This window comes from Microcoleus sp. PH2017_05_CCC_O_A (assembly GCF_020738785.1).
GTDB lineage: Bacteria > Cyanobacteriota > Cyanobacteriia > Cyanobacteriales > Microcoleaceae > Microcoleus.
Window position 1 is genome coordinate 1 of the sequence record NZ_JAEQCB010000106.1, and the last position, 16,900, is coordinate 16,900.

Annotated in this window: 14 protein-coding genes; 10 read left to right on the forward strand and 4 right to left on the reverse strand. The window is 46.7% G+C overall.

Features of this window, described 5'->3' with window-relative positions; genetic code table 11:
- Positions 1 to 54: 54 nt before the first annotated feature.
- The 3 genes from JGK20_RS22835 (at position 55) to JGK20_RS22845 (ending at position 2,459) form a co-directional block, all read left to right on the forward strand.
- On the forward strand, positions 55 to 624 hold the full coding sequence (locus JGK20_RS22835) for a hypothetical protein (protein ID WP_293199217.1): 570 nt from the start codon (positions 55 to 57) through the stop codon (positions 622 to 624).
- 237 nt (positions 625 to 861) lie between these two features.
- Entirely contained in the window at positions 862 to 1,002 is a 141-nt protein-coding gene (locus JGK20_RS22840) for a hypothetical protein (RefSeq protein WP_293186118.1), read from the forward strand.
- Between the two features lie 26 nt (positions 1,003 to 1,028).
- Entirely contained in the window at positions 1,029 to 2,459 is a 1,431-nt protein-coding gene (locus JGK20_RS22845; protein ID WP_293232247.1) for an MFS transporter, read from the forward strand.
- 593 nt (positions 2,460 to 3,052) lie between these two features.
- Here the strand turns inward: JGK20_RS22845 and rpsD are convergent.
- The gene (gene rpsD, locus JGK20_RS22850) at positions 3,053 to 3,661 is read right to left on the reverse strand and encodes a 30S ribosomal protein S4 (RefSeq protein ID WP_293208686.1); all 609 of its coding nucleotides are present in this window, start codon (positions 3,659 to 3,661) and stop codon (positions 3,053 to 3,055) included.
- Between the two features lie 72 nt (positions 3,662 to 3,733).
- Positions 3,734 to 3,859: a hypothetical protein gene (locus JGK20_RS22855; protein WP_293186122.1), complete on the reverse strand. Its 126-nt coding sequence runs from the start codon at positions 3,857 to 3,859 to the stop codon at positions 3,734 to 3,736.
- On the opposite strand from JGK20_RS22855, the gene JGK20_RS22860 reads away from it, so the two are divergent.
- Positions 3,858 to 4,466, forward strand: coding sequence for a hypothetical protein (locus JGK20_RS22860; RefSeq protein ID WP_293232249.1), 609 nt, complete (start codon positions 3,858 to 3,860; stop codon positions 4,464 to 4,466). The two genes, JGK20_RS22855 and JGK20_RS22860, sit on opposite strands and share 2 nt — an antisense overlap.
- A 328-nt stretch (positions 4,467 to 4,794) precedes the next feature.
- On the forward strand, positions 4,795 to 5,142 hold the full coding sequence (locus JGK20_RS22865) for a rhodanese-like domain-containing protein (RefSeq protein ID WP_293186125.1): 348 nt from the start codon (positions 4,795 to 4,797) through the stop codon (positions 5,140 to 5,142).
- A 199-nt stretch (positions 5,143 to 5,341) separates the two neighbouring features.
- Here the strand turns inward: JGK20_RS22865 and JGK20_RS22870 are convergent, their stop codons facing one another.
- Entirely contained in the window at positions 5,342 to 7,066 is a 1,725-nt protein-coding gene (locus JGK20_RS22870) for an AAA-like domain-containing protein (protein ID WP_293186126.1), read from the reverse strand.
- Between the two features lie 296 nt (positions 7,067 to 7,362).
- Between JGK20_RS22870 and metK the strand changes: the two genes are divergently transcribed.
- The 5 genes from metK to JGK20_RS22895 all read left to right on the forward strand — a co-directional run bounded on the left by metK (position 7,363) and on the right by JGK20_RS22895 (position 15,080).
- The gene (gene metK / locus JGK20_RS22875; protein ID WP_293186127.1) at positions 7,363 to 8,625 is read left to right on the forward strand and encodes a methionine adenosyltransferase; all 1,263 of its coding nucleotides are present in this window, start codon (positions 7,363 to 7,365) and stop codon (positions 8,623 to 8,625) included.
- Positions 8,626 to 9,037: 412 nt separating this feature from the next.
- A complete protein-coding gene (locus JGK20_RS22880; RefSeq protein WP_293199226.1) occupies positions 9,038 to 10,204 on the forward strand; it encodes a family 10 glycosylhydrolase in 1,167 nt (388 codons plus the stop codon).
- Between the two features lie 335 nt (positions 10,205 to 10,539).
- On the forward strand, positions 10,540 to 12,414 hold the full coding sequence (locus JGK20_RS22885; RefSeq protein WP_293186130.1) for a HEAT repeat domain-containing protein: 1,875 nt from the start codon (positions 10,540 to 10,542) through the stop codon (positions 12,412 to 12,414).
- A gap of 130 nt (positions 12,415 to 12,544) precedes the next feature.
- Positions 12,545 to 12,766 (forward strand): hypothetical protein, encoded by a 222-nt coding sequence (locus tag JGK20_RS22890; RefSeq protein ID WP_293208694.1) that lies wholly within the window; start codon positions 12,545 to 12,547, stop codon positions 12,764 to 12,766.
- 346 nt (positions 12,767 to 13,112) lie between these two features.
- Positions 13,113 to 15,080, forward strand: coding sequence for a HAMP domain-containing sensor histidine kinase (locus JGK20_RS22895; RefSeq protein ID WP_293208697.1), 1,968 nt, complete (start codon positions 13,113 to 13,115; stop codon positions 15,078 to 15,080).
- Between the two features lie 223 nt (positions 15,081 to 15,303).
- Here the strand turns inward: JGK20_RS22895 and JGK20_RS22900 are convergent, their stop codons facing one another.
- The gene (locus JGK20_RS22900) at positions 15,304 to 16,158 is read right to left on the reverse strand and encodes a hypothetical protein (RefSeq protein ID WP_293186135.1); all 855 of its coding nucleotides are present in this window, start codon (positions 16,156 to 16,158) and stop codon (positions 15,304 to 15,306) included.
- Positions 16,159 to 16,900: the final 742 nt, after the last annotated feature.

Here is a 16,900-nt window from a genome sequence, read left to right on the forward strand (position 1 = left end):
AATAGTCTCGTGCGATCGCCCGAGTTGCGGACAAAGCTACCCAAATAGTCAAGGATGGGTAGCTTTGTCCATAAATTAAGTTACAGTTTCAAACCCCGTGCTGAGTACAGCTATGGCGATCGCCTCCGAGGGGGAACAGAGATAATGACCGCCACTACCATCATGCCGTCATTTGTTTCGGATTTAACGGCTCAACTCGCTCCCGAAACCACCGCATCCCACACCATTGTTTTGCAACCCAAGGGCTGTCTCGGTGGCATCGCTGTCCTAGATTTCCAAATTAATTTGGAGCAAGCTTTGGAAATGGCCGCTCTGAGAGTTGTTGTGGATATGCAGCAAGTGGATGTTGTCGCCCCAGATGGAATAGCCGTGCTGGCCCGAGGGCTGGAGTTAGCAGCTATACTCGGCAAGTCGATCGTCTTTGATTCTATAGATTTAGCCACCTATATAGGTTTGAGAGCCGAGTGGAGGATCTCGCGCGAAACTTGTTTTGGCCCTTGGGGCGACTTGTTCGAGGGGGAATTCGAGCAATTTTTGACAGACAAAATGTTGCGATCGCTTCCTTGTGAAGCGGTAAAACCTACTTTTTTACAATTTGCAAAATTATATCTTCCAACCGGTTGATGTCCCAGCGATCGATTGTCATCTATATTCATAACAATTACCCGGAAGTGCCAGTCTAGCTTTCAAGCTAACATCTTGAAAGCGCGGCTGGCTTTATCTTACTACGTGAACTCAGCAATTCCCAGCAGAAAGATTAAATTGTCTGGACGCCAGGGCTTCAGTTGACAGTTGACAGTTGACAGTTGACAGTTGACAGTTTGAGAGCGACCTCTACCTGGAAGGATGAGGATTGGAGTAATGAATCGTCTGATTTTAATTTCTCCCGATCGCGCTTGGCGCTTTCAACCAATTCTTTCTGGTATCAAAATAATTTCATCAGAATCAAGCCCAAAACCTTTACAGAGCAAGGATTTTGCAATTCTAAAATCTAAAATCTAAAATCTAAAATCTAAAATCCTATGACTATGGTTGAACCAGTTGCAGAGTTAAATGAACCTCTCTGTCTTCAGACTCCTGAAATACTAGAAAAGACAATATCTCCGCTCGTTCTACCTCCAAAAACAGCTCTCAAAATTTCTAAACAAGACATTCGAGCCACCCTCAAAGCCTCAACTATAGAGGGAGTTTTTGCCGCTGTCTTCGAGTCGGCGACTACCGGTCTGCTGCTGAGCAACTTCTTGCTGCAAGTCGGCGCGAGCAGCGTGGAAATAGGTATATTATCTGCTATTCCGATGCTGGTAAATCTCCTGCAACCATTAGGAGCATACATCGCCGATCGCACAACCAGCCGCCACTGGTACAACCTAGGAATATTCGGCGTGTCGCGGCTGCTGTGGCTAGTGCTCGTCATCGCAATTGTTTGGGGCCGACAGCACGCAGATCCCCAACAATTGCTCCAGTGGACTCTGGTCACTGTCATCGCCGCTAGCGTGCTGGCAGCTTTTGCTACTTCTAATTGGTTTAGTTGGATGGCTGCGGTGGTTCCTCACCGTTTGCGGGGACGCTATTTTGGATTTCGCAACAGTGCTACTAGCTTAGTTACTTTGCTAGGAGTGCCACTGATGGGACTGTTGATGTCAACTTGGGGCGCAGATCCAATTTTGGGCTACGGTGTGGTTTTATTTTTGGGTGTTGTGGCGGGAATGATTAGTTTGGGGTATCAATTCTTCATGGTGGATGTGAACCCGCAGGCATACCCAAAAGATGCAGAAAGCGATCGAGTTCCCGACAAAAAAGAAAAAATTTCAACAGATTTTGTGCCTTCGGTGCTGAAAAATTCTAATTTTTTAATGTTTCTGATTTACTTTAGCGTGTGGACGTTTGCAGTTAATCTCAGCGCGCCTTTTTTTAATATCTACCTGCTAAAAGATTTAAGCTTGGATGTCAGTTTGGTAACGGTTTACAACAGCTTGAGTTCCGGGGCAAACCTGCTGCTGTTGATGTTTTGGGGCAAGTTGGCCGATCGCTGGGGAAATCGCCCCTTGCTAATTGCGGTGGGGCTGGTGGTAGCGGTGACGCCTTTGCTGTGGTTGGGTACGGGCAATTACCCGTTTGCGGTGTGGGTGTGGTTGCCGCTGCTGCACTTGCTCGGGGGAACGACTATAGGGGCGATCGGGCTGTGTACGAACAATATTCAAATGGAGATAGCGCCGATCGAGCAACCATCGACTTATTTTGCGATCGCCGCAGCAGTTTCGGGAGTAACTGGGGCTTTGGGAACTACCGCCGGCGGCTTTCTTGCCGAACTTCCGGGCATGAGTTTGGGCGCACTGTTTGCCCTTTCGGCTGCTGTGAGGCTGGTGGGCTTGCTGCCTTTAATTTTGGTTCGAGAACCGCGTAGTTTGTCGCTAAGGGCGATCGTCCCGACTTTTCTACGGTTCAAATTCAACGATTAATATAATGTCCTCCGAGAACGATCGTCCGGTTTGATCGTTCGGACTTCAGCCCGCATCATTACTATAACTAACCAGTTTGTAGTGAGGACTTTAGTCCGCATCATTATTACGACTAACTGGTTTGATCGTTCGGACTTTAGTCCGCATCATTATTAGGACTAAAGTCCTTACTACAAACCGTTACAGATTCCGGGCATTGACAAGCGAATTTCTGCATGTGGTACCCGCCACGTGATTTATCCGTGGAATCAATCCCAAATCGAAAATCGAAAATCCTCTCTTCCCCCGAATTTATCGGTGGGGTCGCCTCTAAAATCTAAAATCTAAAATCTAAAATCGATTGACCGGACATAAATAATATAACGGCCAACAATTAACTGTTAAAAGTTAATTATTGACCGTTACAAAGCTTTTTTCAGCCTTCAGCATAGCCGTTTATTCGTAAAAAATTAGTCCTCAGTCCTTAACCCTCAGTATTCAGTAACAATTAACTAATAACTAGAGACGAACCCAATTATTAATTTTTTGCTAGCAACTAACTGATGACGTTGGAGGTTCGCGAGCGGGGACGCTCGCAAAACATGACTAATAAATTAAGCTTGACGCGAGTAGTATTCAACCACTAGCAGTTCATTAATCTGAAGAGCAATCCACTCACGTTCGACAACGCCGTTAACTTTGCCAACCAGTTTTTGCTTGTCAAATTCCAAGTGACTGGGCAAGTGAGCCAAGCCTGGGTCTTTGAGATTAGCTTCAACCATTGTGCGAGAGCGTTCTCTATTTTTGACTGCAATCACTTCACCAGGCTTGCACTGATAGCTAGCGATGTTGACTTCACGATCGTTCACAGTAATGTGACCGTGATTTACCAATTGTCTAGCGGACGGAATGGTTGGAGCCATTCCCATCCGAAACACAGTATTGTCCAAGCGCATTTCCAAAAATTGCAGTAACACTTGACCTGTGGAACCCGTCACACGGCGGGCTTTGCGGACATAACGGAGCAATTGGCGTTCCGTCACACCGTAATTGAAACGTAGTTTTTGCTTTTCTTGTAAGCGAACCGCGTACTCAGAGAGCTTTTTGCGGTTTTGACCGTGCTGCCCAGGCGGATAATCCCGTCTGGGAGTTTTGCGGGTTAGACCCGGCAACTCTTTCAGGCGACGGACGATTCTTAATCGGGGGCCTCGATATCGAGACATTTATTTTCCTCTCTAATCTCTGTATGCAATTTTATGCAGACTCTATATTATATGTTGATAAGGGTGAAAATTCTAACAAAAATCGATAAAAAAAATCGATCGACCGCAGCCATCCGTAATGTGCGGTAAATTTTGAAGTAAAAGCCGATCGAGCGATCGACCCAACCAGCCCAAAAAACTCACAAACCGAGCTGCCATGCAAAACCCCAATTTTTTCCGCACTGCTTCCCCAAAGCCAGCACCGCGCTGGATGTTGGCTCTCGGCACTCCCTTAGTCGCGCTGAGTTTGTTGACAGCAGCACTGCCAATCTCGCCAGCATCAGCCATCACCCTGAGATTCCCCCGAACTCAAAATCCCTATCGCGTCTGCGCTAAGGAACTAATCGAAGCGGGAATCGGTGCAGAGGAAGCAGCAGCAGCTTGTGCCGACGCGCTCCACCCCCGCGACATATCTAGATGCGCCCTCCAAATCAGCCGCAAAACCAATATTTCTGGTCTCGAAGCGCTCTCTAGTTGTCGGCGGGTGAGGCGCCCCAACGAATTAACTACTTGCGTGGTGAATATTAATAGCAAAACTAAAACTCAACCTGCTGCTGCCCTGTTAGTTCTTGATGGGTGCCGCCGCAGTTTATTGCCGGAGCTATTTGCTGAATGCGTAGTCGGGTTGAGCGGCAGGCTCGACTTTCCCACGGACAGGTTAGTTGCCACTTGTCTCGATCCCAGGGGCACAGTGAGTCAGTTGGACGGGCGTCCTGCACCGACACCTCCTACGGAGCTAATTCCACCGCCTTCGCGACTCAATTAATTAGTTATGGGTAGTTGGGAAATGGTAATTAGGTACGTAGTTGCGCTTCAGCGCTCTTATCTTATATATAACGAAGAGCGCTGAAGCGCAACTACATACCTTTGATGTGACAATTACTTCCAGGACTGTTTGTAATTCTTCGCTCTTGTCTTATATATAACAAAGAGCGCTGAAGCGCAACTACATACCTTTGATGTGACAATTACTTCCAGGACTGTTTGTAATTCTTCGCTCTTGTTTATATAAACAAAGAGCGCTGAAGCGCAACTACGTACCTTTGTAATTCTTCCCTCTTCCTTCTTCCTTCTTCCTTCTTTTTTATAATCAAATGTCAGAAGTTTTTGGTCAAATTACAGTCGAAGAATTAGGTTGCAAATTAGCAGAAACCAATGCTGATAAATTGCAGCTTGTAGACGTGCGCGAACCTTACGAAATTGAACTCGCAGCGCTGCCGGGATTTGTGGCTTTTCCGCTGAGCGAGTTTGCCCAATGGTGTGGTGATATTGACGATCGACTAAATCGCGACACAGAAACCCTGGTGCTGTGCCACCACGGAGTGCGATCGGCTCAAATGTGTCACTGGTTGAGCGATCGAGGCTTTAACAACGTTAAAAATATCGTTGGTGGCATCGATGCTTACTCAATATTGGTCGATCGCACTGTGCCGCGCTATTAATCTGATGCCCGCTCCAACTACCGCAATATAGGTTCTATCGTTCGGAATGCAAGTCCTCACTACGAACCGGATGCGGACTAAAGTCCTCACTACGAACCTTAGGAAAGGACTAAAGTCCTCACTACGAACCGGATGCGGACTAAAGTCCTCACTACGAACCTTTGTTTATTATCGGGTTTGGGCTGACAGGATCTGAATCCTAATTAACAGCAGCAAATCGAAAATTTAACAGCGTGCTCATAGTGATCCGATCGCGCCCGTGCCTTTTTGAGTCATAAAGAGCCTCATCAGCCGCCAGTACCAGCGTTGCTGCATCATTTTCCGGGCCGGGAACAACGCTAGCAATTCCCAAACTAATTGTCACCACAGAATTAGGCAAACATTCAACACTCTCCGGGTTAAAAACAATATTCAAAGCTTTAACTTTCGCTCTAATGCGTTCGGCAACCAGCAGAGCGCCCGCTGCATCTGTTTGAGGTAAAACGATCGCAAATTCCTCACCGCCGTAGCGAGCAGCTACATCAGCAGGACGCTGGAGCGATCGGCGAATTGCCTGAGCTACCGATCGCAAACAACTATCTCCAGCTTGATGTCCGTAGGTATCGTTATAAATTTTGAAATAATCGATGTCGCACAAAATTAAAGATATCGGAGACTCATCGCGAGCATTATGTTTCCATTCCGCTCGCAAGCAACTGTCAAAATGTCGTCTGTTGCCAATTTGGGTAAGTTCGTCCACATTAACCAAAGCTAGCAGTCTTTCATTTTCTTGCTGCAACTCCTCAAAACCTACAGCCGAGAAACCGTCCTCGCATAAATTTTGCTCTTGAAAATACAGCCGATATAATTCGCAAGATAAACTACAGTTATTGCCCGCTAATTTGACAAGTCCCATGCTATCTAACTGATAGGCCATCAAAGGTTCGAGGTGAATGCTATTTTTAACATCAAGAACCTGTTGGAATGCCCAGGCGAGTTCTGGCTGCTGCTGAATGGCGATCGACTGATTCCGCAAGTAGTCGCTATAAATTCCGCTTTGAGTAGGAGCTGCTTTTAATAGTTCTTCCAACTCGGCTCGCCCCAGCTCCTCCCCAGACTCATTCTCCCCAACCGACAGGCGGTTTTGCTGTAAAATTGCCAGGTGATAAAGCGCTAAATGCACTAAATAAGGATGACCGCCTACCATTTGCATTAATTGCTCGACGGGATAGCTGTCGTTCCAGTTCAGTCCGTGGCGGCGCGCCAACTCTTGGACTTGTTCGGCACTAAATTCTGAGAGTTTAATCGGCAGCCCTACATTGAATGGAGATTGATTGAGACTCAAAGCAATATAAATTTCTGTCGAGTGAATGACCGCGATTCGCAGTTTTTCCCAGGTTTCGCTCTGTCGCGCTTGTTCGTACCAAAAACGGAGCAGCGGCAGGAATTCTTGAGCGATATTGGCGCGTTCAAATACTCGGTTGACTTCGTTGAGTACCAAGACTAGGGGACTGTCAATTTGTTCGAGCAAATAGTTCTCAAAGTAAAGAGAGCAGCTTACTTTGCTGCCCATATCTTCATCCCAAATTTCATCGAGATTTGGTTCGAGTTTGAGTTGGCGAGCGACATTGACACACAGCCAGCGCAAAAATTTATCTAAGGTAGCAAAAACTGCTTCGTCAGCTTGCTGAAAGTCTACAGTGACTGTGCGGTATCCGCGATCGACCGCAGCTTGAATTATCCGCAGCATCAGCGAACTTTTGCCCATTTTTCTGGGAGCTTTAATCCGAATCAGACTCCCTGGCTTGCTAATTTCTGCACAAGCTCGGGCTTCGACGGGCGATCGATCGATATAAAATCGAGAGTCAAGCGGTATTGGGCCCCCAGGAAATTCTAGGTCTGCAACCGTTTGGATTAAATTTGGTGATTTTGGGATTCCTGCCATAGTGCATCCGCGAGGCGATACCCTGACTGTATCTTACCTTTGTCAGATTAGGGGGGCAGAGGATCGGTGTCAAAGACTTATTGACAATCCGACAAAATGTAAGTTTTTCAGCACTTCCCGGAACTGACTTTGCTATAGTAGTGTCACTTTAGCTAATCTCAAACCCTGCCTAAACTCGCACCAGACCGACACAAATTTTCTGGCGACCGAGACGCGATGATTCTGCGCCTCTACCTGAAAAGTCAGTCGTCTGTCGCCAATGTCAAGCAGATTCGCACGAATAGGAGAAATAATCATTGTCACGCCGCTACCTGTTTACCTCTGAATCGGTCACTGAAGGCCATCCCGATAAAATCTGCGATCAAATTTCAGACACTATCTTAGATGCCTTGCTGACCGAAGACCCTAAAAGTCGCGTCGCAGCCGAAGTTGTCGTCAACACGGGTTTGATGCTGCTGACGGGCGAAATTACCACCAAAGCTCAGGTAAATTACATAGAATTGGCGCGGAAAAAAATAGCCGATATTGGCTACATCCACGCTGATAACGGATTTTCTGCCAATAGCTGCTCGGTTTTGGTGGCTTTGGACTCTCAATCTCCCGATATTGCTCAAGGGGTGAATACAGCCCACGAAAGTCGCGAACAGTCCAGTGAAGAGGAGTTGGATGCGATCGGCGCTGGCGACCAAGGCTTGATGTTCGGTTTTGCTTGCAACGAAACGCCGGAATTGATGCCTTTACCGATTAGTTTAGCGCACCGGATTTGCCGTCAACTGGCCGCAGTCCGCAAAACAGGTCAATTGCCTTACCTGCGTCCGGACGGTAAAAGCCAAGTTACCGTAACTTACGAAGACGGGAAACCTGTTGGTATTGATACGATCTTAATTTCTACCCAGCACACTGAGGCGATCGACGATATCACCGAAACAGCCGCGGTTCAAGCCAAGATTAAAGCAGATCTTTGGACTGCTGTTGTCCAACCCGTGTTTGCCGATATTAGCATCAAGCCGGATGCAGAAACTCGCTTCCTTGTCAACCCCACTGGCAAATTTGTCGTCGGCGGGCCTCAAGGAGATTCGGGTTTGACTGGCCGCAAAATTATTGTGGATACCTACGGCGGCTATTCCCGTCACGGTGGCGGTGCTTTTTCAGGGAAAGACCCCACGAAGGTAGACCGCAGCGCGGCCTATGCTTGTCGCTATGTTGCTAAAAATATTGTGGCGGCCGGTTTGGCAGAAAAGTGCGAAGTGCAGTTGAGTTATGCGATCGGCGTAGCACGCCCTGTTAGCATGATGATCGAAACTTTTGGCACTGGTAAAGTTGATGACGATCGCCTTTTGGAAGTTGTGAAGCAGCATTTTGAACTGCGTCCTGCGGGCATCATTCAGACCTTTAACTTGCAGAATTTGCCTGCGGAAAGAGGCGGTCGTTTCTACCAAGATGTAGCGGCTTACGGTCACTTCGGACGCACGGATCTAGAGTTACCTTGGGAGCAAACTGATAAGGCAGAGCTTTTGAAATCAGCTTTGAGCCAGCAGTTGTCTGGAGTAGCTGTATAGTAGAATGTTGGGGCGCGCCCTCCGCGCCCTTATTGCTTGATTATGGGTAATTAACAAAAGGTACGTAGTTGCGCTTGGGCACTCTTAGTATTAAGAGCGCCCAAGCGCAACAACATACCTAATTAAAAATGAACCTCTATCAGAGTGCCAGTTGGGTCGAGGAGTGATGATATAAGTTCCCTAGGGTTCGTCAGCAGTGCGTTTTTTTCTGTATAGGCGATCGGCTAATGGCTTGCACACTAAAAGGTACGTAGTTGCGCTTGGGCGCTCTTAGGAATCATGTAAAAATAAGTTGTGTAACTTTTTAATTGAAGCCTTTAAATTAGATACGGTTTAGCAATGCACTCGATCGAGTTATTTTTACACGCCTCCTTAGTATATGTAAGAGCGCTGAAGCGCAACAACATACCTAATGCCATTTTTTCCTTCTTTCCAGTCAACAATTCGCAGATTTGGTTCGGATCTAAAACAGCGATTTGCTGGTAAATTTTTATCACCAAATCCAGCAGCAATGCCGAGTTCGTTGGTGGCCGACAATACTGGAATGCGCGGCGTTTGGATACCCAGCACTGACTGCAAAGTTCTCACCTCAAAACAGCGGATTGCTGAGGCAATGAATTTTCTTGCAGATACGGGATTTAATACAGTATTTCCTGTAGTTTGGAACCGGGGTTTTACGGCTTATCCTTCTCAAATAATGCGCGAACAATTTGGGGTTGAAATTGACGCGCGCTATCAAGGACGCGACCCTTTGGGAGAATTAATTGTTGAGGCTAATAGAGTTGGTTTAAAAGTTATTCCTTGGTTTGAATACGGATTTGTGAGTTCTTACAATCTCAACGGCGGTCATTTGCTGGCGAAGAAACCGGAATGGGCGGCGCGCGATTGTAATGGCAATTTACTTAAGAAAAATAAGTTTGAATGGATGAATTCTCTTGACCCGGAAGTGCAAGATTTTTTGCTGGGGTTGATGCTGGAAGTTGCGAGGAATTATCCGGTACATGGCGTTCAAGGAGACGATCGCATTGCACTACCCTGTGAAGGCGGTTATGATGAAAAAACGGTTAAACGCTACCGCCAAGAGTGCGGGAGAGAAGCGCCACATAATTGTAGAGAGCAACATTGGCTGCACTGGCGCGCTGATATAATTACTGATTTTGTCGCTCGCTTGCACCGAGAATTGAAGGCGATTAATCCAGATTTGTTGCTGTCAATGTCGCCGAGCCCCTATGACTGGGGATTCGTAGAATATTTGCAAGATTCTCAAGCTTGGGTTGACAAAAAGTTGGTTGATATGCTTCACCCGCAGTTTTATCGCCGCGATTTTAACGGTTACAAACAATTGCTCGATCGACTGATCGATCGACAACTTACCTGCGAGCAAGTGTCCTGTGTGTCTCCCGGTATCCTGTTGGCGAATCGAGGGAGCAATTATAGCATGAATCCGGAGCTGTTGTTGCAAGTAATTGCTTACAACCGTGCTCGCGGCGTTCCAGGAGAAGTGCTGTTTTTTTACGAAGGTTTGCGGGATAACGATAATGCTTTGGCTGAGGCTTTGAAAAATGGGCCCTACGGTTGACACTCTCCCGGAATCGGGCTGTTTCCGGTTTGTTGCGTTCAACGGAGTCGATCGATATCTCAAGCCAACTTGGTATAAAATGATATAGCGCAGAGCAAGTCTAGCAAACAGTGCATCGATGCCAAGCAGCAAGCGCTACTAATGGTTAAGCCGATCGCCCAAAAAACAGATAATCAATCTTTGGGGAGTTGTTAAAATAGTCTAATCGGACATATTTTATAAGTGGTGCAAGTTTTTTTATCAGTTGAGTTTTGTAGGTGCAGGCGTATTTTCTTAAAGAAACCGAGTTTAAAAAGAGCAATCTCAAACGATCGCCAAAATATGAGGATAAATGAATGAACTCAGTAGCAACCCTCATCCAACAGCTACCAGAGCTCAGCGATGCTGAATTCAACCAAAAATATTTGAAACAAAAACAAGGGATGCACACCTTGGCGACAATATTGCCGCAAGTAGAACAGCAAAGCCAGGCTTTGCGCGCAGTAAAATTAGCCCTAAAAGTAAATTTAAAACTCGGCTCGAAGCTAGCAGGAATGGTAAAGCCGGAGTTTCAACTAAAAACAGTAAGATTAATCGTAAAAATTAAAACTTCGCTGCCGCTCAAAATTCAACTGCTGGCACTAACAAGTTCCGATATGGCAATTCCAATGCTTGTCAAAGCATTGAACCACAAAGACCGTGCCGTGCGCCTTCATTGCATTCGGGCGATCGGCCTCATTGGCTCTAGGGCGGCAGTAATTGAATTAGCGCGGGTGCTCGAATCTGCCGATTCCCAAGCGCAAGCTTGGGCCGCTTGGGCCCTAGGAGAAATTGACTCGAAACCAGCAGCCGCAGCACTGATCGAAGCCCTCAACCACAAAGCCGCCGGAGTGCGCGCCTGGGCGGTTTGGGCCTTGGGTAAAATTAACCCCAAAATAGCCGTCCCCACCACGATCAAAGCCTTGAAACATCAAGACTCAGAGGTGCGCTGGCGGGCCGCCGTAAACTGCGGGAAAATCGGGGTGGCTGAGGTAGTTCCGGGGCTGCTGAATGCCCTCAGAGACGAAAATCACCTCGTCCGTGCTAGGGCGGCGGCGGCTTTGGGGAAAATTGGCGATCGCGACGCAGTACCCCGCTTAGTAGAATTGCTTCACGAACCCGACTCCTATGCCGTTTCTTTGAGGGCCGCCGAGGCCTTGGGACAAATCGGGACCGAAACGGCTGTGGCCGGGCTGCTGCAAGCCCTCAACCACGAGGACTCAGATGTGCGCGGCAGTGCAGTTTCTGCCTTGGGGGAAATCAGCAGCGAGGTGGCTGCGGTGGCGGTAATGCGATCGCTCTCGGATCGAGACATTTTCGTGCGCGGCAGGGCGGCTGTTGCACTCGGGAACATCAATATAGCCGGAGATGCTAACTTGCAAAAAATGGTGGCTGCGGGACTGGCGATCGCCCTAGGCGACAGCGAATCCTATGTGCGGTGGAGAGTTGCTGATGCTTTGGGGCAGATTGGGACAGACGAGGCTGTAGCAGGTTTGGTGCGACTGCTGGAAGACGAAACCTCTGGAGTGCGCCAAAAGGCTGTTAAATCCCTCGGTCAAATTGGCTCTCGTGCTGCTCTTTTGGCTCTGGAAGCAGCTTTAAAACGCCAATTTGCTGACGTTCGCGCCCTCGCCGCCCAATATTTGCCGGATGTCGGCGCTGAGGTAAAAACAGTTTATTTTGAGCAGGAATCTGCTACGGATGTCTCGGGTGAAAAACTGTCGCAAATCCAGATTGCTTCGGAAGCAGAAGCCACCGAATATATTATCGATCGCCCTGCGGGCCGGAATCTCCAATACTTAATCTCGATCGGCACTCCGGGCGTACCAGATCCCAAAACTTTTCACAAAGTCCCTAACCGATTGCGGTTAGAATTTAACGACCTCGAAACCCCCGTTGACGACCCCGATCGCGTCTTGGCTACAATTGATGACGTACTCCAAATTATTGACTTCGCCCGCCAAATATCGGCGCACCCCGGCAAATTGCTCGTCTGCTGTCAAAGTGGCATCAGCCGTTCAACAGCAGCAGCTTTGACTGTTTGTGCTGCCCTGTTGGGCCGGGGCAAAGAACGGGAAGCTTGGGCCGTGGTGCTTGCCGCCAGAGCCCAAGCCAGGCCAAATCGCTGGATTGTGCAATTGGCCGATGAAGCTTTGGGTAGAAATGGGAAGTTATCCGATTTTAGATTTTAGATTTTAGATTTTAGATTTGGGAATAACTTATTTTCTAAGGGTTTGAAGCTTGCTTAACGTTGCATTATTTTTTTGAACTGGTATTAATAGGAGCGATCGAATTAACTGTCGGCACAGAGAGAACTCGCAAGTGCAACAGTTAACCGTAGAAACGCGGTTTCTTTTCGTAAGCCCTAAAGTTATACTCGATTTACAGGACTTGCGGGGCTGCGATGCCAAAAGTCGATCGCTCTTAGTGCAGAAGCGCGATCGGCTGCCGCATTTGTCACATTCTGTGCTATGTATTAGTCGGATACGCAACAAAAACTGTCAAGCAATCGTCGCATTGCTGGTAGCAACACCCCAAAGCTGAGGAATCGGGTGCATTGTCAAGAGACAATATCAGCTTTGGGCTACTCACAGGCAAAACGCATCAGACAGAATTTTCTGCCTGTAAAAATTCATGTGGCAATAATTCACTGCCGGGATAAATCTTTCTTTTTTTGCCTGCTGGAGACTTTTACCAGTCGAAAAAGTAATTTGGCAACAGCCATCAACAGCCTAATTATCTATTAGACATCAACCGAATTTAAGCTTCTGCCCTGACTCGACAAGAGTTTCAGATACTTTTTCGCAGATGTCTACTGGAAAACACACAAGCTTTTCCCTTTGGAGAACTTACGAGCGTGGTAAATTTTCACAGAATACAGCGGTTGCATATGTCAAAAACAAATTTGCTCAAAAAAACACGCAACGAAGTAGGTTTATCGGTTGGTGCTTGGCAAGGCAAGGGCGAGGCAAATCCAGATTTGCAACCATTGAGCCAGCAGGAAAAAGCTGTATTACCGCAAACAAATAACCCCGAAAATAGCAATTTAGGTAAACGGATGTGGCCCTTTATTTCCGCACAATTTGCTTCTGTAGAAACCGAACCCAAACAATCATCGCTCCACAATCTGGCAAAACAACCCTCCTTGAAACTTACCAAAAACTTGTCTTTTAAGCTTGGCTGTCTGCCCATAGACAAAAAAATCAGTGGCGGGTATTTGCTAGCAATAGGAATCGGATTTGTTGGCTCGCTGAGCGGACTTACAATCGCTGAGTACCACCAAGAAAAAGGATTGAGACAACTCAATGATGCTCACATACAAGCACAATTGATCGGTAACTTTAAAGATGCAGCACTGGCGGCACAATTGCAGGGAGCACAGCTAGATTCTTTTGTAGACAATTCCCCTAAGTTGGAACTGCAAAAACAGCAGTTTATCAACAGTATTGTTAAGGCTAAAAACCTGCGGTTGCGTATCGAAAAATTTGCCGAAAGCCAACCAGCTTGGCTCGCAGCCAAGCCGGAAGCTCTCAAAACTTTACTCCAAGATTGCACGGAAAATTTAGAATCCTACGCCGATACTCTCAACTCAACTTTGCTGCAAGTCCAGCAATCGCAACTGTCGCCTCGGAAGATAGAGTCGATCCGAAAATTGTTGGCCACAGAAAGCGGAGAAGGTGCAAAACAGCTTGAGGGACACCTTCAGGAATTGAGCAAAATCCTCGATATTGCCCAGCAGCAAGAGCGCCAAGGCGGTGCAGTGATGCAGGCTGCCCAAGGAATCGAAAAGGGCATAATTATGATTAGCATGCTGCTGTCGGTAGGGCTGGCTGGAATAGTGGCTTGCCGCACCAGTAGGGCGATCGCCAAACCAGTCGTCAGCGTCACTCAGGTGGCTCAACAAGTCGCTGCCGAGTCGAATTTTGATTTGCGAGCCCCCGTCAGCGGACAAGACGAAATAAGCTCGTTAGCTGTATCTCTCAATCACCTGATCGAGCGAGTTTCCGAACATACAAAAGAATTGGCACAAGCTAAGGAAGATGCTTTAGTGGCTACCACTGCTAAAAGCCACTTTTTAGCCAATATGAGTCACGAGTTGCGGACGCCTTTAAATGCGATTATCGGCTACAGTCAACTACTTTTAGAAGATGCCAGAGATTCCGGGTACAAAGATTTTGTTACCGACTTAGACAAGATTCAGAATGCAGGCACGCACCTGCTATCTTTGGTTAACGACATCCTCGATTTGTCAAAAATTCAAGCGGGGGGAATGAACCTCGACATCGAAGAGTTTGACATCGAATCCCTGCTCGATCACATGTCAATGGCGGTAAAATTGTCTTTACAACAGAATGGCAATGTTTTAGAAATAGAGTGTGACAGTCAAACTGTTGGCACTATGCACGCAGATTTAGCAAAAGTGCGAAAAGTCCTGCTGCACCTGCTGAACAATGCTGCTAAGTTCACCAAAAATGGGATAGTGAAAGTCAGCGTCAGCCGTGTTGAGGGAACCGGAGAATCGAATGTAGCGCATCTGTCGGGTGTTGAAAATTTAATGGTTGCGGGCGAGGCGAAATCGAGTTTGATTGCTTGTCCAGTTGCGAATGTTCAAGCATCGGATTGGATTTGCTTTCGAGTTAAAGATACCGGCATTGGAATGTCTCCCCAACAACAGCAAAAATTGTTTGAAGCCTTCGCGCAAGCTGATTCTTCGGCGGCGCGCCAGTACGGTGGGACTGGATTGGGGCTGACAATTAGCCGCCACTACTGTCAGATGATGGGCGGCGAGATTTTGGTCGAAAGCGAGGAGGGCGAAGGGTCTATTTTCACTGTACGCATACCAGCAGGAAATAGTTAGTTAACACAGGGGTAGGGTGCGAAGCGAAAAACAGGAAAGAATCAAGCTCTTGGACACCCTACCAGTTGAATTGACTGGTGTATTGAATGTAGCTTTTCTGGGCGTGATGAGGTATGACTGCGATCGAGTTTCGTGAGTTTCTCGCCAGTTGTCTTACTTTTTGTCAATTGCCAATCTGTACCTGACTCACTTGAGAATTGCTATATAACTTCTGAAAGCTCGATCAAAGGTCAAATATTGAAGTGACTTTTGTATCAACATATTTCATGTCACCAGTAGTTCCTCCAGCAAAATGAAGGAAATAGTTATTGAAAAATGCTGTTGTTACACATTTAGAAATTAGTGAAGCCTTAGGATTTAAACCAATTTTTTGTAATCCCTTTTGTACTATGTTGTCTCTCGAACTTAGAAAGGGGTACAGAAATTGCTGGATTAAAGGCCAAGGCATATTGAATTTTGGAGAAATCCAGCACTCAATACCCTGCATCAATATCTCATAGCTCAATGGGCGCATTTCATAGTTCCATTCTCCCGAACCTTTGTCTTCATAGGAGTGATAAACATACTCCAGCAATTCTCGATGATAACGAGGAGAAAGCACCATAACTCCGGCTTGTACAACGGATTGAAATTCTGCATCTATCCCAAAACTTTTGTAAAAAGCTGTAGGAGAAAGGTTGTCTATGTATTCGATACCATTCTTAGACCAAAAATCATAAAGTCTTTTCAGGCAAATCTCGTGATCTGCTCTACTAGGAGTTGCATAATCATCGACTGCCCCAATCTTCTCTAGTGGAACTCCCTCGGTAATATCGGGACTGTTTGGGTTAATCAATATATCAGCATCGACCCAAACAACTTGATCGTATTTTTGAAGACTGGGTTCTGACAAAATTAAGCACTTTTGCCATGATGGATTTCTAGACTGAGCCTTGGACGAATTATCTAACGGTTGTGTCAAAACAACAACTTCAAATTGATATTTTTCAGCATAGTGCTGCCATAGAGACCTACAATGTTTCTCGAACATGAGTTCATAGTTCTTGCCTATTGCTAGCGTAACAAGTGCCTTTGCCACTCTATACTCTCCTTAGTTTATTCATTGAAGATTTACCTTTAAACCCTGAACGCGGAAATCTCCCACAAACACCTGATTCCACCCCAAAATGCCGCATATGGTTTGTCCTGTCAAGTTCTACTATAAAAAATTATCCAAATTTTTCAGTATCTGGGATTGGTAGTGTATAACGCAATACGCTTCGCCTAGGGGTTGTCGGAAGAGAAAAACGCTCTTGTGCGATCGCTTCGGTAAAGGCTAGGAAAATAATCCCAGAGTCTATTTTTTACATCGTTTTGACTGCATGACAGTCTTAACCCAACCGTATGGGTGTATGGCGAGCTTCAATCATTTGTGCAAGTATTTAGGGGCGGTGTCCCAGGAGCTGAAATACCGATCGCAGCGGGATTTCCACTACAAACATTACAGGATTTTTGACTGCTGGCTATAGTATCATTTATAGTTCTGGATTACTGTATTTTTTCTGGTTGTCGATCGCCCCTATGGTCAGTAAGGGCCAAAAAATGCCCTATAAAGTGCTACCCATTCATCGTCGCCATCTCTTCCTCAAGGTGATATTTAACACCAGTGCAGTAGATTCTCAATTCTCCAGCGATCGCGAATGGTGCGATCGATAGCTACTACATCACATAGCAGCCAACACTGACCAAGAAAATGGGATACAAGCCCCGTCCTTTTAGGACGGCTTTTCTTGATTTCTAATATACTCTTTCAATACTTCTAAGGGTGCGGCACCAACGGA